Below are 18,170 nucleotides of genomic sequence, written 5' to 3' on the forward strand. Positions count from 1 at the left end.
CACGAGGGAAGGGGGATGAAATGAGCGACCGCATTCCCGGTTATCCTGATCCTTCCTTTAATCCCGAAGAATCCGAGGCCTACGCTCCTTCAGAGGCTGCTGCAGAGGTTCCGAAAGCGATTGCAGCCTCGGCCTCGTCAAGGCGATCCTCTGGCCCCCAGGACTTGGGGAGTTCCACTTCTCAAACACCTTCTTCTGCCCCTGGACGGCGACCAAACATTCGCCAATCAAGCCCGGGTGGTGGTAGCTCACGTGCCGGTGCGGGCGCTGCTCGGAGCGCCCCAAGGACTGTGGCTCCCGGCTACCGTCCTCGCCTCGTGCGTCGACTTTTTGCTGCGGGAGGGTGTGTGCTCTTCAGCATCCTTGTCGCTTGGGTCGCCGTGTTTACTGTTACAGGCCAGGCGATTGACACCTTGTCGATGGAAGCTGCCATGCGCTGGGCAGAGTCCTTAGGTGCTGTGGGAAGTACCGTGACGCACATTATTTCGGTTCCTGCGATGGTCGCTGTTGGTGGTCTGATCGTTTTGATTGCGTGGCTACGTCGTCGTCCAACGCTGGCTGGTCGCGCTCTGGGTATGATTGTTGCGGCTAATACGACGACTCAGGTTGCGAAGCTGCTTATTGATCGCCCGGATTTCCACGTGTCGGCAGCCATTTTGAATTCGCTTCCTTCGGGACATACGACAGTTGCAATGTCCCTTGCTCTGGCATTGGTGATGATTGCCCCCGAATGGTTCCGAGGCCCCGCAGCGTGGATCGGATATATCTGGACATCCTTGGTGGGTATTTCCGTCATGGTTTTTGGCTGGCACCGCCCCGCCGATGTTCTTGTTGCTATGGCAATCTGCGGTTTTTGGGCACTGATCTTGTGTCCGCTAGAGACACGCGTTCGCCACGGCGTGCCCGTCCAGAAAGCTATGGCTGTCATTGCAATGGCCAGCGCACTCATCACAGTTTTGGGAGTTGTCTATTCTGTGTGGGCACTCACTCCCAATGATCTGGCACAAATGGGTTCGGGCGGAATCACCTACGCAGAATTTTTGGATGCTCTTCCGCGTCGTGCGCATATTCTTGCCGGGATTTCATCTTTTGCCGTTGTCGCTGTTGCAGGTTTTGTTATTCACGAGGTTGACCGACTTTCGGCGAAATAGCGCCGTTTTTGAGTCGAAAGCGCGCTCGCTTTAGTTTCATTTAACTTATTCGCAAGCTATTCAGACACTCGCGCAATGCGTTCACCCACTTTCGTAATTTGCGCATTTTTGTGGAATGACAACACGCCGCATGTCGTAGCTATACCTTTTCCGCAACCACTAGATATTATGGGACGCGTTCGTCTCACACACTAGATATTGTGCCCCCACCACGATGTCAGTGTTGAAGCTCGGAAAGGAAAACCGTGACTACATCTCCCACAACACGCTATGACATCGATGCGATCTCGACCGTCGAGGAATACCTTGACCGCTCCGATTGGCGCGTCAATGCAAATGCTAATCAGGGCTACTCGCTGGGTGGCCTGATTCTGAACTCTGCCGGCAAGATGATTGCCAACTACTGGCTGGAGCGCGTTTACTCCCCCGAAGCGGGAGCAGCACACCGCAGCGGTGATATCCACATCCACGATCTCGATATGTTTGCGGGTTACTGTGCGGGATGGTCGCTCAAGCGACTGATCCAAGAAGGTTTCAACGGGGTCAGCGGGGCCATCGCCTCGGCCCCCCCGAAGCACTTCTCTTCGGCGTGCGGACAGATCGTGAACTTCCTGGGAACTTTGCAAAACGAATGGGCAGGAGCGCAGGCCTTCTCCTCCTTTGATACCTACATGGCCCCCTTCGTTCGCCTGGACAACATGACCTACGAGCAGATCGTCCAGAGCATGCAGGAACTGATCTACAACCTCAATGTTCCCTCGCGCTGGGGCAGCCAGTGCCCCTTCACGAATCTCACTTTCGACTGGACCTGCCCGGATGATCTGGCCGATGAGCACCCCCTCATTGGCGACGAAGTTGTGGACTTTACCTATGGCGAGCTCCAAGAGGAAATGAACCTCATTAATCGCGCCTTCATTGAGGTCATGACGGGGGGAGACGCAGATGGCCGTGTCTTCACTTTCCCGATCCCGACATACAATATGACTCCCGATTTTGATTGGGAGGGCGAAAATGTTGACGCGCTTTTCGAGATGACCGCAAAGTACGGCCTTCCCTACTTCCAGAACTTCATTAATTCCGACTTGGATCCCCACATGATCCGCTCGATGTGCTGCCGCCTGCAGCTGGATCTTCGCGAGCTACTCAAGCGCGGAAACGGACTTTTCGGTTCAGCAGAACTAACCGGTTCCATCGGCGTCGTCACAATCAATATGGCGCGCCTAGGCTACCGTTTCGCGGGTGACATGGACGGCCTCGTCAAGGAATTGGACCACTTGATTGACCTGGGTTCGCAGACCCTGGAAGCCAAGCGTGAAACCATTCAGTTCCACATGGATCGCGGCTTGTTCCCCTACTCAAAGCGCTACTTGGGACACTTGAACAACCACTTCTCAACCATTGGCGTCAACGGCATGAACGAGATGGTTCGAAACTTCACGGGAGACCAGTACGACATCACCGATACCTTCGGTTTTGAGATGTGCTGCTCGATCCTCGATCACATCCGTGAGCGCATGGTTGAACTCCAAGAGGCGACCGGCCACATGTACAACCTCGAGGCAACCCCAGCCGAAGGCACGACCTACCGCTTCGCGAAGGCCGACCGCCTCCACTACCCGGGCATCCTCCAGGCCGGTGCCGATGAGCAGCCCTACTACACGAACTCCTCGCAGCTTCCCGTTGGTTACACCGATGATCCGTTCCAGGCGTTGGAAGATCAGGAAGTTTTGCAGGGTAAGTACACGGGTGGCACGGTTTTGCACCTCTACATGGGTGAGCGTATGAGCTCGGGTGCGGCCTGCAAGGAGATGGTGCGTCGTTCACTGACTGCATTCAAGGTCCCTTACATCACCATCACCCCGACCTTCTCGATTTGCCCTGTGCACGGCTACCTTGTGGGCGAGCACTGGACCTGCGAGAAGTGCGCCGAGGCTCACCCCGACCGCGAACCGCAAGAATGCGAGGTCTGGACTCGAGTCATGGGCTACTTCCGCCCCGTGAAATCCTTCAACATCGGTAAGAAGGGTGAGTACAACGAGCGCACCATGTTCTCCGAGGCTGCGGCTTCGGATCACGGTGAACTGGTCAGTGCCTTCCCGCCGGTGGATCAGCGATGAGCCTTGCGACTTTGAGGGCCTCGGACCTGCAGATCGCGGGTCTGAGCCCTATGTCCAGCGTTGACTGGCCGGGAAAATTTGTGGCGACGGTATTCGCCCAGGGATGCCCCTGGGCATGCCCGTACTGCCACAATCAGGCGATCATCGATCCGAAGATTCCCGGAGTTGTGTCCTGGGAGAAAATCGAGGATCTGCTGGGCCGCCGCGTTGGTCTGCTGGACGGGGTGGTCTTCTCCGGTGGCGAGGCCACGCGCCAGCTGGCCCTTCTGCCGGCCATGCAGCGCGTGCGCGATTTGGGCTTCGAGGTTGGTTTGCACACCGCGGGTCCTTATCCTTCGCGTCTGCGTGAGATTTTGCGTTCCGACCTAGTTGATTGGGTGGGCATTGACATTAAAGCAATGTCAGGTCCCGCGTACGAGGCCGTGGCCGGGCGCCCAAACGCGGGTCCAAAAGCCTGGGAGAGCCTGGGAGAGGTGCTGGATTCGGGTGTTGCCTACGAGGTTCGCCTGACGGTGTATCCGGATGGCCCTTCCGATGCGCGCGAGGTTGCCTCGTGCGTCAAGGACTTGGGTGCAACGCATTTCGCACTTCAGCAGGCTCGCGCCATGGGTACTGCAGAAGGTTTCAATGCGGGGGACCGCGCGTGGGATATGGAAGTCGAGGCGATGGCTGAGGACATCAAGAAGCTGGGGTTTGAATCCTTTGAATTCAGGCCTGCGTGAAACAACGTGCTCGGCGACTCTGTGTTTGGGGGGTGCTGGGTGTGTGAGCGGCCGCTATGCGCTCTGAAGTGGGGTTGAGTGTGCGGTGCCGCAGCGTTGCCGGGAGTGCTTGAAGCTGCACTCCCGGCAACTGCTATCTTCTGGTTTCCGGATAAGCGAAGCGCAGCCATTAAGCAGGGAACACTTCCCTTGATTTCTGTTATTGCCCTGATTCTGACAATGGTGCTCTACTGAAATTCGGCGTAATTCGTGCGCAAAGTGCCATTCGTGAAGTAGGTTAGTCCTGTGAGTGCACCACAACCCCAACTGTCCCGCCGCGAACTCTATCGCCGCGAACGCCAGCTTAAGCAGAATTCGGTCTTCTCGATCGTCGTTTCGGTGATGGCTGGACTCAGTGTCCTCAGCCTTTTGGTGCTCTCGGGAATTCTTCCCATCCCCTTCCTTAATGGCTTTTCCGCAAAAGTTCAGTACGCCTCGACAGGGGATATTCCCTGCCCTAGCGAGGAAACTCAGCCTCTGGCTACGTCCTCAATCAAGGTGCAGGTTTTCAATACGACGTCACGCTCGGGTGTTGCACGCGATGCGTCAGACATGCTCAAGAGCGTGGGCTTCCAGGTGGCAGATCCTTCGAATTCCTCGCCTGAATATGCGGGTTCTGCTCAGATTCAAGCAGGTCCCCAATCTGTTGATGCCGCATACACCGTCGCGCGTTTCTTCCCCTCATCGCGAGTGACCTTGACCGATAACACCGAACCGGGAGTGACGGTCCTTTTGGGCTCGCTCTACAACGGTGCCCTGACCGCTGAGGATCTGCAGCGTGTTCAGGAAAATCATGATGACCTTAAGGGTCCCAGCACCTGCTTGGCGCTGCGGAAATAGCTGAGATCCACCCCGCGCGGGTGAGATTTAGAAATGTGCCTGCGAAACGTCGGGTAGCGAATCCAAATATGCCAACGCAGCCGTGATCAGTGCACGGCGTTCCTGTGTGGTCAGATCGTAGGAATTGATGTGGTCGTGTACCCACAGGCCGTCGGCAATGATGTACAGCAGGTAGATATCTGGATCGGCCAAAATTTCTTCGCGAGGAAGCAACCAGGGGCCTAAGATCTCATCCCACACCTCGGCGCCCTCTTCGCGCGTATGAGTATCGAGCGCCAAAAGAAGGTCTGCGCGGGTCGCGCTTTGCGAGAGTACTTCGACGACGGCTCGTAGGCGTTCGCGGGCGGATAGTTCCTCGGGAGGGGCTCCTGCGGCCTCGAGAAGGCTTGCCCTCCATGACGAGGCCAAGTGCTCGTTGAGCGCCAAAAGTAGCGCAGTGCGGGAGGGGAAGTGGTAGAGAAGGCCGGATTTCGACATTCCCGAGGCCTTCGCGAGGGAGTCGTAGGTCAGTGCGTCCAGGCTCTTCTTATCGATGATCTCCAAGGCGGCCTGGATGAGCTGCGATTTTTTACTCGTGCGCATACTTGGTCTCCTTCGGATTGTCTTTGAGAAGTACGGCTGTTGCGATTGCAGCGCTCAGGGCAACTGCGATCGCAATGGATAGTGTCCATGTATAGGCGGTATCGATGGCGCTTGCGGCCATGGGTGCAAGAACTGGGTCATGGGCAGTAGCGTCCATGCTGTGTGCGACTTCGGGAGCCGCATTGAGAGTGTAAAACAGCGACATCAGTGAACCCAAGACCGCCACCGAAAGCATCGTTCCAAACTCGTAGGAAACCGATTCGATTGCCGAGGCCATGCCGGTCCGGCGGGCTGGGGCTGAACCGATGATTGCAGTTGAGGTGACGCTCATAGCCAGGCCAGTTCCCGTACCTAGGAGTGCGAGCGCGATCATGAATATGAGGAAGAGGTTTTCCTTGATAGTGATGATCGCAATGATTCCGGCGATACTTGCAATGACATAGCCGCCTGAAATGACGGTTCTAAATCCCAGGCGATCGACGTAGCGGCCGCCCAAGATAGCGCCCGGGAATGCTGCTACAGCAACGACGCCTGTGACAAGGCCAGCTTGGAGCGGAGTAAAACCTGCTGAGAGTTGATAACGCTGGGTTGTCAGTATTTCCATTCCAGAGACCACAAACATGCCGAGGAATGCGCCGAGGAATCCCGCTGTGAAGAGGCGGCTGCGAAAGACATCAAGGGTCAGAAGAGGAACGTCTAGGTAACGCTGGCGATGGCTGAAGAGCAGCATACCGATGATGAATAGGACGATGCCGGTCGCGACAAGGGTTGTGTCAATAGGTGTGTGAGCAAGATTTTCAATTGTGAGAACCAGGCCGACCATGGTGATCATTGCGTAGAGAGAGGACATGAAGTCCCAGCTGCGTTTGGGGTTGGGGTAATTGTCAGGTGCAAGAAGGTAAGTGCTGACCAAGGCGATGATGACAATGGGAATGTTGATCAGGAACACCGCTCCCCACCACGTGTGAGTGAGAAGGAAGCCGCCCAAGAGTGGGCCGACGGCTGAACCGACGGTGGCTACGGATCCCCAGATACCAATGGCGGTGTTGCGCTCGCGGGGTTCAAGGAAGGTCTGGCGGATGAGCGCAAGGGTTGAAGGCATGAGGACTGCAGCGCCTGCGCCAAGGAATCCTCGTGCAGCGATGAGGATCGCGACATTTGGCGCGAATGCTGCAGCACTGGATGCAAGGCCGAAGATGACGAGCCCGACTTCGAACATGCGTCGGTGTCCGATCTTGTCTCCCAGGGTTCCGGTTCCCAATAGAAGGCCGGCCAGAACCAGAGGGTAGGCGTTGATGATCCACAAGCCTTGCTGATGGGTCGTGTGGAGTTCAGATCGAAGGGTGGGAAGAGCGACGTAGAGGATGGAGTTATCGGCTGCAACGATGAACAGCCCCAGTGAAATCACAAGAAGAAATGCCCATCGAGTCCGTGTCGATTCAGAGCGCATGAGCAGATGTTAGCACATAACTGTAACGGACATCCGGTTCAGTAAGTGAGCTGTGCTCAGTAGGAAATCGTTGGTATTAGGCGGAAATGAGGTAAATGCCAAGGCCGGGGTGTCCTTTCGGACACCCCGGCCTTAGCGATCAGAAACGATCAGGCTTGAGTGGAGCGATGCCTTGAGGCGTAGGGTTCGCTCTCGAGTTCGGATCCTGCCGGAGCCGAAGCGGGCGAAGCCTGCTCAAGGTTGGTTCCACGCAGCTTCGAAATACCGCGCATGCCGTGGTAGACGATGATCGCAGCGGCGGTGCCCAGGGCGATGCCGCCGAAGGTCATGCCGCTGACGTTCCAGGTGAAGTCTGCGATTGCAACAATCAGAGCGATAGCAGCAGTGTTGAGGTTGACCGGGTTGGAAAAATCAACGCGGTTCTGGACCCAGATACGAACGCCGAGCATGCCGATCATGCCGTAGAGGACGGTACCGGCGCCACCGAGGACACCGGAGGGAATCGTTGCGATGAGCGCACCGAACTTCGGCATGAGCGAGAGCAGGAATGCGCAGCACGCTGCGACCAGGTAGGCAGCCGTCGAGTAGACACGGGTTGCTGCCATAACGCCGATGTTTTCGGCGTAGGTCGTCGTGCCAGAACCGCCGCCCGCACCTGCGAGCATGGTGGAAAGGCCATCAGCGAAGAGCGCGCGACCCGTCAGGTCGTCGAGGTTTTCACCGGTCATTGCGGAAACCGACTTCACGTGACCGACGTTTTCGGCGATGAGGACGAAGACCACGGGGATGAAGAGGCCCAGGGTGGAGACGGAGAAGGAGGGGGTGTGGAATTGCGGAAGACCGAACCAAGCGGCCTCGCGAACTGCATCGAACTTGACCTCGTGCTGGAAGACTGCAGCAACGTAGCCAATCAGGACACCAAAGAGGATGGAGAGGCGGCCGATGATGCCCTTGAACAAAACCGTGATCAAGCAGATTGAGATGATTGTGACGACTGCGGTGATGGGGCCGGTCTTTACCCAGTTCCATGCGGCGGGTGCAAGGTTCAGACCGATGAGGGCAACGATTGCGCCTGTAACGGTCGGGGGCATGATCGCATCAATCCAGCGCACACCTGCGAAGTGAACGATGATGCCGACAAGAGCCAGGGTTGCACCGGTGGCGATGATGCCACCCAGTGCGAAGCTCTGGCCAAGTTCCTTAGTTCCGGAGACTGCCAAGATTGGCGAAATTAAAGCGAAGGACGACCCCAAATAACTTGGGAGCCGTCCTGCAGTGACAAGGAAGAAGAGGAGCGTTCCAATTGCCGAGAAGAACAATGTTGTTGACGGTGGGAACCCGGTGAGCAAAGGAACCAAAAAAGTCGCCCCGAACATTGCAACGACGTGTTGTGCGCCAATTCCAATTGTTCGAGGCCAAGAAAGACGTTCGCCGGGAAGAACTACGTCCCCGGGAGCAATACTGGTGCCATCGCCATGAAGTTTCCAGCGGAAGAATCCTGATTGTGCAACAGACATGCTGCTAAATCTCCGATCAGTTAAAAGGTCTGGGCCGAAACCGGTCGGAACATCAGTATAGACCGAAACCTGAGTGTTGTGTGAAAATGCCCGCTATGTGGCGCCTCACAGGACTGTTTTACTTCGCCCGGTTGTGGCGTAATGCCGCGGTATTGACCGTGAAGGCATGAGATATGGCATGCTTGAGGAAAGAATCAAAATGTGTAGGTCGCAGGAGTATCGGAGGGTATTCATGGCACTCAATCCCTATGCTCCCGGCGGTAGTGGAACAAGCGCGAGCAATGCTGCCAATCCAGCGACGGCCTCGACCGTCCTGGACCCCTATGGGCCAACTCCACACTTAGAGCCTCCAAAGTCCGAACAGCCGCAGAGCATGGTATTCCCGGGCAGTGACGACACCTCGCTGCTTGATGTGTTTGCAAGCCCCGGTTACACGTCTCCCAAACCGCAGGTCAATTCGATTGCAAATAGTGCGGCGTGGGTAAGCGCGCTCTCAATATTCTTCTTTCCCGCGATTGCAGCCGTGATTATGGGAATCATTGGACTTGTTGGTTCGACGAGTATGAACGGTGTGGGACGCAGGGCGTCGATTGCGGCAATTATCGCCGGAGTTGTAGGGATTCTGATCTGGTTCCTGGTCTGGATGGCATTATTCTGGCGCTCTTCGTGAGGGATTCCACGCTGAAAGCTGGCGTGAAAATTTCGTGATTTCGACGAATTCCGCTAGCATTACGGGGTGCGTGTTTCACGCTCCGGAGGATTCGCCTAGTGGCCTATGGCGCACGCTTGGAAAGCGTGTTGGGTGCAAGCCCTCGGGGGTTCGAATCCCCCATCCTCCGCGATACGTCCCCGGGATCCGTTGAGATCCCGGGGATTTCCCTTTGTTTGCAACGTTTTTGGGCTGTGGGTATTGAAACCGATATATACCGATTGGTACGCTTGGGGGCGGTAAAAACGCCCCCAATACGCCCCCACCATTTTTGAGGATCGGCCATGCCAAAGAAACTGCCCCCCGGTATCGAATGGGATGAGACTCGCGGAAAGTATCGAGCGACCGTTCACGAGTCGGGGAAGCGATACCGTCTTGGGCGCTTCGATACTTTGATGGATGCGAAAGCTGCTCTCGCGATCGCGCGCGCCGACGTCGCTAGGGGGATCTTCGTGCCTCCATCGGCGAGGCGCGCGGAAGCGAAGCGCGAGGCCGAGGAGGCGTCTCGCGCCCAGACGACCGTCGAAGAAGTTGCAGAAGACTGGCTCGCCGATTTTGAGAGGCAGGTAGATTCTGGGCAGCGGAAGCCTGCGACGCTCCGGGAATATAGGAGCGTGCTGTCGGTGCATGTCCTGCCTAGAATCGGCAGTCTGCCAGCGCGCGAGGTAGCGTCTCGAGACGTCCAGCGCGTCGCCGATCGCGCGGCCAGTGCGCGCACGCGCGCCAAAATCGTCGCCTGCATGAGGCGCCTCTTCAATTACGCGGTAGAGCGGGGAATCATCACTGCGTCTCCGGTACGAGTCTCCGCTCCGAAGATTAAAGGCAGTAGCCTAGACGTCGGAAAGATCGCGTCGCCGCATCAGGTCGCAGCCCTAGCCGCAGCAATGCCCGGCCCGCTCCGGCTATCCGTCCTGCTCGCGGCGTGGTGCTCTCTACGCCAGGGCGAAGCCCTCGGCCTCCAGCGCAGAGACATTATCGGGCTGGAATCTGGGTCCCCGAGGCTCCGAATCGAGAGACAGTGGAATCAAAAAGCCGTCCCTCCGGGATACACGACGCCCAAAAGCGGCGCTGCCCGCGAGGTGACGATTCCTACGGCCCTAGTCCCAGTCATCCGTGATCATCTCGAAATCTACGTCGCCGACGATAAAGACGCTCCGATCTTCCCCTCGCCGATCGAGCCGGGCAAGCCAATCTCACAAACGAATCACAATAAAGCGTGGGCAGCAGCGAGGGCAGCGGCTGGATTGCCTTCTTTCCGCTTCCACGACCTCCGACATACAGGCCTCACTCTCTACGCCCAGCAGGGAGCGACGCTCGCCGAGATTATGGAGCGAGGCGGACACAGCGATGTCGAGGTCGCGATGAGGTACCAGCATGCAGCGGAGGACAGGGCGAGGAGGCTCGCAGACAGCCTCCCCGTCGAGCTGTAAGAAAAGGTCCCGACCAGCGTCCATACTGGCCGGGGCCCTCTTCTTTTGTCACTCGCGGGGAGCCGCTAGGCATGCAAAAAAGTCTTTGGGTGAGAGTGACATCTTCCATGCAAAAGGGAGGAAAAATCCTCGAAATACCCCTAAAAGCGATATACTATAGATGTGTAGGCATAGTTGAGCTTTGTGGAGGATGAAGATGTTCCCACTAAACCTCACTTCCAAGTTAACAGGCGTAACCCCTAACCAGCTCCGCTCATGGAGCAGGTCTGGTCTTCTTGTGCCCGAAATCAGAGCCAAGCGTCCCCCCATATACTCTTTCCGCGATCTGGTAGCTCTGCGCTCCATTGCTTTTCTACGCTCTGAAACCTCGCTACAAAAAATCCACAAAGCGTTTGGCACTCTGAACGTTCTGCACATGGTCGAACACCCCTCTGAGTACTCCTTCGGCACTGACGGAAAGACCATTTTCGTACAAGGACCAGACGCTGAAGCAATCGACCTGGTGAGATCTCCTGGCGCGCGCACCCTGTTCACTTTTGAAGAAATGAACAAGGCTTTCACCAACTTCCGGAAGCAAGAGGTACCGGCTTTCACCACTCCCGCTCCTCATATTTGCGTCAATCCTGCACGCATTGGGGGGTGGCCCGCGATCGAGGGGACACGTATCGGGTACGACACCATCGCTGATTTCGCGGGCGTAGAAGACCCGGATGTGGATTATGTCCTTGAATACTATCCAGACCTCACTGCGTCGGCTGTTGAAAGCGCTATCGAATTCAACAGGCAAATCGAGGCCATCGCCTGAGCAATGCCCAACAACACCGACTCCCGCTACTTTTGCGTTGATGAAAACATCAGCCCTGTTATCGCGAAAGCTCTCGATCAGATATATAAGCGGCAGCATAGAATAACAAGCGTGGGCGCGTTGCGGCTTAATGGGGCAAAAGATACAGAACTCATCCCTGAGCTCGCGCAGCGTGGCGTAAATGTTCTCATCACGCAGGATCGGCGGCAGCTCTTAAATAAAGAGGAGACGCAAGCTCTTATTGATCATGGAATCCATTGGGCAGGCTTCCCTCTTCCCGATGATCCCCCAAAGGGGACAGCACCTGCCTACCAAGCAGAATGCGTCCTTACACTCATCCCTTACATCATCCACCACTGGGAAGATCTTCCCAGTGCTTATCTCTATGTTCCACAGCGGAAAAAACAAATAACCGTAACCGCCCTGGGAACCCAGGAATAGCCTCGCAGCGCTCGCGGACGCGTGACCCGTGCAGGTGTGTCCTTAGAGTGAAGGCTGTAGGGGAACGCTGTTCGAAGCCGGCACTTATCCAACTCGTTCCGCCCGACTCAAGAGGCACTGCAGGTTATCGCCTGATGCCGTTGCAAGATAAAACAGACTAGCTTGCAACGGTGCGGTCGCAGGCTTCGAGACCCCAAGATGTCAAATCGGCATCTGTGCCTAAGCTTTCGGCCAGCTCGGTCAAAGATGAGCAGTGCTCGCGCTCGCGGCTGACAGTGTCGGGGTCAAGGAGTAGACGTGCGGCCAGTCGGTTAGCGCGCAGCTCTCCGCGTGTGTCTTGGCAGGATGTATGTCCAAGAAGGATGTGAGCTAGCTCGTGAGCGAGCGTCGATCTTTCAACAGAGGGCCGTAATCCGGCTCTGATCCAGATATGCCTTCCGTCGGTCGCTCCCAGTGCTCCAGTAAGGTCTCTCGTATAGGACACAGGGGTACCTATAGTCTCGGCGAGCAGATAGGGATCTACGGGACCTTGTAGATTCTTCGCGCCCGCCTCAAGCGCGTTCCTCCACTCCTCTTCATTGAATCGTTTCAGCACACGTTGAGGATAAGCTCAGATAAGGCCATTTCCAGAAAGATTCCTGAACAACAAACGTGATACCACCCACACGATACAAACTACTCCTGAGGCTCCTCGCCAAGACTGTTAAGAAAGGCGTCTTCCCGTGCCTCTGGAGAATTCTCTACGCGACGCGCTGCGAGAGAGACCTCCCAATCGTCAGGCAAAGGGACGCTCACATCTGAGTCTGCAGCTGCGCGCGCCTCAGCCTCGGCAGCCAACCGACGCCCCGCCAAGCGCTCCGCGAGCGCAGCATCCGCCTCTTCGTAGGGGCGACCTGTCTGTATTGCAAAAAAGACCTTCCAGCTTTCCAGCCCGAGTGCAGACGAAATACGCTCGATGTCCGTGACTGTAATCGATGTCTCACCGCGCAGTATGCGGTCGAGACGAGATCGCGAGACTCCTGATGTGTCCGCTAAAGATCGGACAGTACCGCCGCGTGCGCGGTTCTTTGCGGTAATAAGTTTTGCGAATTGGGCCTCAAAAGTGCCTATTTCCAGCGGTTTTTGTCCCATGTCCTGAATCTTATGTCCTTATTTAGCGACACGTCTAGTTTCCAACGCTTGCATTTGTCCCGTATTGGGGACATACTTGCTTCTGTCCCCAATACGGGACATGGAAGAAAGTGAGAAAACGGTGGAAACCATCGGTGAAATCATCCGCGAGGCAATGGCGGATCGCGGGTTTTCCATAGCTGAAGTCGCCAGTCGAATCGGAATTGGTCGGCAAACCTTCTCCAGGAAGCTGAACGGGCATGTGGATTTTTCGGCGTCTGAAATCACGTCTCTAGGTGAGGTCATAGGTGTCCCCGAGTGGGAGCTGTTATACCGAGCCCGCGTAAGAGCAGAAGAATCTGCGCTCGCGGCTTCTGAGGGCGAGGTGGAGTGATGCGTATCTTCGATGGTGAACGCTTTATCTCCAGAATGCGAGGGTCTAGTCACTTTAGCGGCACTACGACAGGAGATGACACTCCTCGTACACGCAGCCTCACTTCATCTCTGGGGAACCCCCAGGCCCCCGCCAAATACACGCGAAGCGAAGCGCTAGGGGCGAGAGGGACGGGGAGGTCAGGTTCGACACCTAAAAGTAGGTCGGGGTTAGCGAAGGTGACGGCTTCCACCACGCACGCTTCGGATGCATGGTTCCGTAAAACAAATAGCGCACCGCCTTCTTGGGTGGCTCGAATGTCAATCCTGGGGCTGGCGATCTCGTCGATGGCGTGGATACTTAGGTCTTCTGTAGCCCTGGTATCCGCCGCGTCACCGTCACGGATATCGTTAGCCGCTAACGTGGTATCGGCTTTTGCGGCGATCTCGTGGGCGTCTTTAGCATCCGTCTTGATCGTGCGGCGCTTCCTCAGCCAGATAACGGCAGAACCTACTCCGGCAAAAACAGGTACGAGTGCTTGTATCCAGGCGGGTATGCCTGAGATCAGCCATTCCTTCAATTCTTCCTCCCCGGTAGGTGACGGCGATTCAGCTACGCCGCCTGGTGACTGTGGTGGGTCTCAGCCTACCGGGGAGGAGCCTAACTCCGAAGAAGTCATGCTCACTGGCAAAAACGAGGGGGCGTGATGGGCGTGAGCAAGGTGATCAATACGCATGCGTCAGATCTTCGCGACGAAGTCGCCAAGATCATCGAGACCGACAACCCACGCGATCTCGTCGAGGCGTCCCTCGCAATGTGTATCCAGCACGTGACAGTCACCATCGGCCTGCTGGGTTCCCCCGTCGCGGTGATGACACTGCCCTCAACTCTTATCCACTCCACACAGAAGCAGCTTCTCGAAGCACAGCTCGCTCTCGTCGCAGAGCTGCAAGACCTCACGACCCGCGCAGCAAACGGACTAACCACACGCAGCGACAACACCAAGGGAGACCCCGAAAAATGATGAAGAAATTCGCAACCATCAAAGAAGCAGCCGAAGCCACCGGCCTCAGCCCACGAGCATTGCGCGTCTACATCGCTTCCGGGCAGATCCGGGATTGCCGGAAGATCGGCAAGCACATCCTGATCCCCGTCGAGCAGATCGAGCGAATCGGTAAGCCTCTCGCCACAGCGCAGTCCCTGAGAGGAAGTGCAGCATGACCCTCCCAATCCCCAACTGCGAGACCGTCGACCTCGGCACTCCCGAGCTTAGCGACGACTACGCGATCCAAGACAAAGACAGCGGCGCCATCCTCCTCATGGCCTCTCACGTAGATCTGGAGATGTGACCTCATGAAACCACAGCTCTCCCACAACTGGCAGCAGCTCCGCTTCGCCTCCGCGATCACGCTACTCGCCACCTCCCTCGTCATCTCACTCGCACTCTGGGCACCCGACCACAAAAACGGAATCTCCCCCTGGTGGGCGATCGTGGCTATCGCCAGTGCGGTGCAGGCGTCGCTCATGATGCGAGCGCACTTTGCAGAGACAGATATCTAGGAGTCCAACGATGAACCCGAATCAGGCTCTTTCCGGCCTCGTCCGCGATTGGATGAAGCGCCAGAGGCTTAGCACGCGAGCCGCTGCGAAGCGTCTCGGGATGGCCGAGATGAGCCTGTGGCGTCGTATTCACGGTCATCGCCAGTGGCGTGCAGATGAGCTGATGAGGCTCAGCGATGAGGGGATTCACATCTCTAGCGAGCTTTTCCACTCTCTCGTTGACGAGGAGGAGGTCTCAGCATGAGCGAGCAGAAGAGCACCGGGGAGTGGCGAGAAAATGCGCTGTGCAGGCGTCTTGGCCTACCGACGGACATTTTTTTTCGAGGGGCCGATGTACGAACCGATCACAGCAATGCAAGCATGCAGGAATTGCCCGGTAAGTCGCGAGTGCCTCGAGGACCAGCTTAGGTATGAGGCGCGCGGTACTGCGCAGACTGCGGGGATTTTCGGAGGTCTGACAGCTGTCCAGCGAGGCCCGCTGCGTAAGCAGCTTCGGGAAGCAAGGAAAGAAGCAAGAAAGGGGACACTTTGATGAGCCGCGGAAAAGTTTACATCTCAGGGCCTATCACGGGGATCGATTTCGGGAATCGTTTCGCTTTCTCGTGCGCGCGCAGCGCGCTGGAGCTGTGCGGGTACGAGGCAGTCGATCCGAGCGAGGTGCAGCTCGCCGACGATGCATCGTGGGCGGATTACATGAAGGCGGATCTGAAGCTACTGCTCGACTGCGATTACATCTACATGCTCGAGGGCTGGGAAGACTCTAAGGGAGCGCGCATCGAGCGCGAGCTCGCAGAGAATCTCGGGATCGAGGAAATCGACCTCGACCAAGAGTGCGAGCGTGCCAAGCACCGAGCGGGTGAAGACCTCGACGTCGATGAGTACTACGACCTACAGATCACGATGGGATTCGCCAACGTCGCGAAGCGCCTCGCTGCAGCAATCTCTCGCCTTGAGGAGGGGGAAACCCGATGAGCGGAGAAACCGTCATCACAATCGTTGGTAATTTGACCGCTGATCCGGAGCTGCGTTGGACGCAGAGCGGAAGCCCGGTTGCGTCTTTCACGATCGCGTCGACGCCTCGATCGTTTGATCGGCAGTCGGGCGAATGGAAGGACGGGGAGACCCTGTTCATGCGCTGCACAGCGTGGCGCGAAATGGCTGAAAACATCGCCGAGAGCCTTCGCAAGGGCATGCGGACTGTGATCCGTGGACGGCTCGTGCAGCGGTCTTTCGAGACCCGTGAGGGCGATCGACGCACTGTCGTCGAGCTGCAAGCCGACGAGGTGGGCGTCTCGCTGCGTCACGCGCGGGCACAGGTCACACGCACAGGCGGTCAAGGCCAACAGGGCCAGCCCGCAGCTGGATCGGCCTTCGCTACCGCGCGTGCTCCTGCGGGGAAGGAATCGTCTACCGGATCGGATCCGTGGGCAGACACTCTCATGCCCTCCGAGCCTCCCTTCTAAGCGCGAAGGAGCGCAGACAAATGATTGAGACCCTTTACCTAGTAGTCCCTAAATCTCAGTGGATTACAGCAAATTTGCGTCTTCATCCGATGGCTCGGGCGAAGCGCGTGCGCGCGTTGCGCAGGCGCACAGCGATCGAGGCGCGCAAGTTAGCGGTCTTCTCTTTCGACGGTCGTGTACGTATCACTGCGAAGATTTACGCGCGCTCGGCGCGCCGCTTCGACCCCAATAACGCAGCTGACACAACTAAAGCAATGGTCGACGGGCTGCGCGACGCAGGCGTGCTCATCGACGACGATCACACTCACGTGATCGGCCCTGATCACAGGTGGGCGGGAGTCGACCGTGATCTCCCTGTCGGCGCTCACGCTGTCGAGCTGATCATCACCGAGGCAGGCACCGATGACTAGTAAGACCGAGAGGACCTGCCCTGAGTGCGGTGAAAAAGTCGGTGCTGGAATCGTCCGGCATCCCCGGTGCTTCCAGGAAGCTTTGGAAAAGCGCCTCGGCCCGGTGCCCAAAGCGAAGCTCGTGCCAGGGCGAATGTACTGCATGAACGGAGGAGGGAGGTGAGGCAGATGGAAGTCAAGCAAGACCCGCGCGCTCCAAAGATCTGTGAATCGTGCGGGGGCCTGATCAATCCAACCACAGGCGAATGCCGATGCAGCGACTAGCAGGAAGATCCAGAAAAGAGAGGAGGAAGCCAGATGTCATGGGTACGTGTAAGCGACGATTCGATGTCTCATCCGCGTCTTATCGATGTGTATGAGGTAGAGGAAGCGTCGCAGACGAATCGCCTCGAGATCTTTGGCTTCCTCATGGGCCTGGCTACCTACTCTGCGAAGCAGCTGACAGACGGAATCGTGGGCAGGGGCGTGGCCTATAGTCTCACGTCGCCCGATCGTGCCGATCTGCTCCTGCGGGTCTGTGAGGCCCTCGGGCTGCTCGGGTGGGTAGAGATCGACGGACAGCGGAAGATCAAGATCTTCACATCTGAAGATTTCATTCACCTCCTGTCTAAAGCGGAGGTGGAGGCTCGTCGGAATCGCAGCCGCGAGAATCGAGATCCGAAGCTCAAGAGCGCTGTGATCTACCGCGACGGTGATCTGTGCCGTTACTGCGGGGTCCCTGTCCGATGGACAGGCCCGATTGGATTCAGCTCAGGCACTCTCGACCACGTCGACCCGACGTCAGTCGGATCGGCAACCGTCGACAAGCTCGTCGTCGCCTGCCATCAGTGCAATAGCAGCAGGCAGGACGCGCGAGCAGAATTCGACGAAGCCCATCCTCTCCGAGAGGTCCCCGCCGCTCCTTACTACAGTCAGTGGTCGGCAGAATTCCTTAACCGCAACGGCTATGAGGTCCAGTCTTCCTTGGAACCGCCGAAGCCTATTTCCTCAGACGCGCAGACGACCTGCGCCGTCCCGGGAGAAGCTTCGAGCGTTGATCCGGAAGACACAGAGCGCGCACAAGCGAGGCGCAGAGTCGATCCCGGCGAGACTGATCATCTCGCGTCCGTGGATCCTCACGCCACGCTGAGCAGTGCTCCCTCAGCCGTGGAGGTTGATCCCGGCGAGATCGATCATCTCGCGTCCGTGGATCCCTCACGCGAAGACAGAGGGACTCTGCCACCACCGGCTGTGAGTCCGAACCGAGTCCGAACCGAGTCCGAACTAAGTCCGGACTCGAGTCCGACCGTGAGGGGTATCAAAGCGAATTCTCTCGGGTCGGGTCGGGTCGGGTCGGGTAGTAACCGGGTAGAGACCGGGCAGAGACCGGGCAGGGCAGAGACCGGGTCGGGTAGAGACCGGGTAGAGACCGGGCAGAGACCGGGCAGGGCAGAGACCGGGTCGGGTAGAGA

25 protein-coding genes, 1 tRNA gene and 1 pseudogene are annotated in these 18,170 nt (G+C 57.4%); 22 read left to right on the top strand and 5 right to left on the bottom strand.

All coding sequences use genetic code 11. The features are described 5' to 3' along the window. Positions 1-20 precede the first annotated feature (20 nt). The 5 genes from QZR18_RS02395 (at position 21) to QZR18_RS02415 (ending at position 4,869) form a co-directional block, all read left to right on the top strand. Positions 21-1,151, top strand: coding sequence for a phosphatase PAP2 family protein (locus tag QZR18_RS02395; protein WP_178705167.1), 1,131 nt, complete (start codon positions 21-23; stop codon positions 1,149-1,151). Between the two features lie 245 nt (positions 1,152-1,396). Beyond that, a complete protein-coding gene (locus QZR18_RS02400) occupies positions 1,397-3,268 on the top strand; it encodes a ribonucleoside triphosphate reductase (protein WP_178705171.1) in 1,872 nt (623 codons plus the stop codon). After that, positions 3,265-3,990, top strand: a complete 726-nt coding sequence (locus QZR18_RS02405; protein ID WP_178705174.1) for an anaerobic ribonucleoside-triphosphate reductase activating protein — start codon at positions 3,265-3,267, stop codon at positions 3,988-3,990. Before QZR18_RS02400 ends, QZR18_RS02405 begins: the two co-directional genes overlap by 4 nt. A gap of 105 nt (positions 3,991-4,095) precedes the next feature. Next, positions 4,096-4,224: a hypothetical protein gene (locus tag QZR18_RS02410; RefSeq protein ID WP_295910209.1), complete on the top strand. Its 129-nt coding sequence runs from the start codon at positions 4,096-4,098 to the stop codon at positions 4,222-4,224. 51 nt (positions 4,225-4,275) lie between these two features. Then, a complete protein-coding gene (locus tag QZR18_RS02415; RefSeq protein ID WP_291458730.1) occupies positions 4,276-4,869 on the top strand; it encodes a LytR C-terminal domain-containing protein in 594 nt (197 codons plus the stop codon). 27 nt (positions 4,870-4,896) lie between these two features. Here QZR18_RS02415 and QZR18_RS02420 read toward each other — a convergent pair whose 3' ends face one another. The 3 genes from QZR18_RS02420 to QZR18_RS02430 all read right to left on the bottom strand — a co-directional run bounded on the left by QZR18_RS02420 (position 4,897) and on the right by QZR18_RS02430 (position 8,418). Then, a complete protein-coding gene (locus tag QZR18_RS02420; protein WP_048712740.1) occupies positions 4,897-5,451 on the bottom strand; it encodes a TetR/AcrR family transcriptional regulator in 555 nt (184 codons plus the stop codon). Then, positions 5,438-6,901 (bottom strand): MFS transporter, encoded by a 1,464-nt coding sequence (locus QZR18_RS02425; protein WP_178705177.1) that lies wholly within the window; start codon positions 6,899-6,901, stop codon positions 5,438-5,440. The genes QZR18_RS02420 and QZR18_RS02425 overlap by 14 nt, the downstream gene beginning before the upstream one ends. Before the next feature lie 149 nt (positions 6,902-7,050). Then, positions 7,051-8,418: a uracil-xanthine permease family protein gene (locus tag QZR18_RS02430; protein WP_178705181.1), complete on the bottom strand. Its 1,368-nt coding sequence runs from the start codon at positions 8,416-8,418 to the stop codon at positions 7,051-7,053. A gap of 232 nt (positions 8,419-8,650) precedes the next feature. Between QZR18_RS02430 and QZR18_RS02435 the strand changes: the two genes are divergently transcribed. The 6 genes and pseudogenes from QZR18_RS02435 to QZR18_RS02455 all read left to right on the top strand — a co-directional run bounded on the left by QZR18_RS02435 (position 8,651) and on the right by QZR18_RS02455 (position 11,803). Then, entirely contained in the window at positions 8,651-9,088 is a 438-nt protein-coding gene (locus QZR18_RS02435) for a DUF4190 domain-containing protein (RefSeq protein WP_178705184.1), read from the top strand. Between the two features lie 84 nt (positions 9,089-9,172). Beyond that, a tRNA-Ser gene (locus QZR18_RS02440) sits at positions 9,173-9,257 on the top strand. 154 nt (positions 9,258-9,411) lie between these two features. Continuing rightward, positions 9,412-10,557, top strand: a complete 1,146-nt coding sequence (locus QZR18_RS02445; RefSeq protein WP_295910213.1) for a tyrosine-type recombinase/integrase — start codon at positions 9,412-9,414, stop codon at positions 10,555-10,557. A 196-nt stretch (positions 10,558-10,753) separates the two neighbouring features. Beyond that, positions 10,754-10,921, top strand: a pseudogene (locus QZR18_RS08265) (MerR family transcriptional regulator); the annotation flags it as partial. A gap of 51 nt (positions 10,922-10,972) precedes the next feature. After that, positions 10,973-11,362: a DUF433 domain-containing protein gene (locus tag QZR18_RS02450; RefSeq protein ID WP_295910215.1), complete on the top strand. Its 390-nt coding sequence runs from the start codon at positions 10,973-10,975 to the stop codon at positions 11,360-11,362. A gap of 3 nt (positions 11,363-11,365) precedes the next feature. After that, entirely contained in the window at positions 11,366-11,803 is a 438-nt protein-coding gene (locus tag QZR18_RS02455; protein WP_295910216.1) for a hypothetical protein, read from the top strand. Between the two features lie 157 nt (positions 11,804-11,960). Here the strand turns inward: QZR18_RS02455 and QZR18_RS08270 are convergent, their stop codons facing one another. Continuing rightward, entirely contained in the window at positions 11,961-12,398 is a 438-nt protein-coding gene (locus tag QZR18_RS08270) for an ImmA/IrrE family metallo-endopeptidase (protein ID WP_366921406.1), read from the bottom strand. Between the two features lie 80 nt (positions 12,399-12,478). Beyond that, entirely contained in the window at positions 12,479-12,934 is a 456-nt protein-coding gene (locus QZR18_RS02460; protein ID WP_295910218.1) for a helix-turn-helix domain-containing protein, read from the bottom strand. A gap of 100 nt (positions 12,935-13,034) precedes the next feature. On the opposite strand from QZR18_RS02460, the gene QZR18_RS02465 reads away from it, so the two are divergent. The 11 genes from QZR18_RS02465 to QZR18_RS02510 form a co-directional block, all read left to right on the top strand. Continuing rightward, positions 13,035-13,307 (top strand): helix-turn-helix domain-containing protein, encoded by a 273-nt coding sequence (locus QZR18_RS02465; protein WP_295910219.1) that lies wholly within the window; start codon positions 13,035-13,037, stop codon positions 13,305-13,307. Between the two features lie 685 nt (positions 13,308-13,992). Continuing rightward, positions 13,993-14,310, top strand: a complete 318-nt coding sequence (locus QZR18_RS02470; protein WP_295910220.1) for a hypothetical protein — start codon at positions 13,993-13,995, stop codon at positions 14,308-14,310. Continuing rightward, positions 14,307-14,507 carry a helix-turn-helix domain-containing protein gene (locus QZR18_RS02475; protein ID WP_295910221.1) on the top strand — a complete coding sequence of 67 codons (201 nt, stop codon included), beginning with the start codon at positions 14,307-14,309 and terminating at the stop codon, positions 14,505-14,507. Before QZR18_RS02470 ends, QZR18_RS02475 begins: the two co-directional genes overlap by 4 nt. Continuing rightward, positions 14,504-14,635, top strand: coding sequence for a hypothetical protein (locus tag QZR18_RS02480; protein ID WP_295910223.1), 132 nt, complete (start codon positions 14,504-14,506; stop codon positions 14,633-14,635). The genes QZR18_RS02475 and QZR18_RS02480 overlap by 4 nt, the downstream gene beginning before the upstream one ends. Before the next feature lie 4 nt (positions 14,636-14,639). Then, positions 14,640-14,846 carry a hypothetical protein gene (locus QZR18_RS02485; RefSeq protein ID WP_295910225.1) on the top strand — a complete coding sequence of 69 codons (207 nt, stop codon included), beginning with the start codon at positions 14,640-14,642 and terminating at the stop codon, positions 14,844-14,846. Positions 14,847-14,856: 10 nt separating this feature from the next. Beyond that, entirely contained in the window at positions 14,857-15,090 is a 234-nt protein-coding gene (locus QZR18_RS02490) for a hypothetical protein (protein WP_295910227.1), read from the top strand. 33 nt (positions 15,091-15,123) lie between these two features. Further along, positions 15,124-15,378 (top strand): WhiB family transcriptional regulator, encoded by a 255-nt coding sequence (locus QZR18_RS08275; protein ID WP_366921407.1) that lies wholly within the window; start codon positions 15,124-15,126, stop codon positions 15,376-15,378. Continuing rightward, complete coding sequence (locus tag QZR18_RS02495) at positions 15,378-15,818, top strand: DUF4406 domain-containing protein (protein WP_295910229.1); 441 nt, start codon at positions 15,378-15,380, stop codon at positions 15,816-15,818. The genes QZR18_RS08275 and QZR18_RS02495 overlap by 1 nt, the downstream gene beginning before the upstream one ends. Next, positions 15,815-16,309 carry a single-stranded DNA-binding protein gene (locus QZR18_RS02500; RefSeq protein ID WP_295910232.1) on the top strand — a complete coding sequence of 165 codons (495 nt, stop codon included), beginning with the start codon at positions 15,815-15,817 and terminating at the stop codon, positions 16,307-16,309. Before QZR18_RS02495 ends, QZR18_RS02500 begins: the two co-directional genes overlap by 4 nt. Positions 16,310-16,329: 20 nt before the next feature. Then, positions 16,330-16,719 (top strand): hypothetical protein, encoded by a 390-nt coding sequence (locus tag QZR18_RS02505; protein ID WP_295910234.1) that lies wholly within the window; start codon positions 16,330-16,332, stop codon positions 16,717-16,719. Between the two features lie 327 nt (positions 16,720-17,046). Further along, positions 17,047-18,170 (top strand): HNH endonuclease (locus QZR18_RS02510; RefSeq protein ID WP_295910235.1); only part of this gene is annotated, 1,124 nt, incomplete at its 3' end.

The sequence above is a fragment of the uncultured Actinomyces sp. genome, from assembly GCA_900541895.1.
In the GTDB taxonomy this organism is placed as follows: domain Bacteria; phylum Actinomycetota; class Actinomycetes; order Actinomycetales; family Actinomycetaceae; genus Pauljensenia.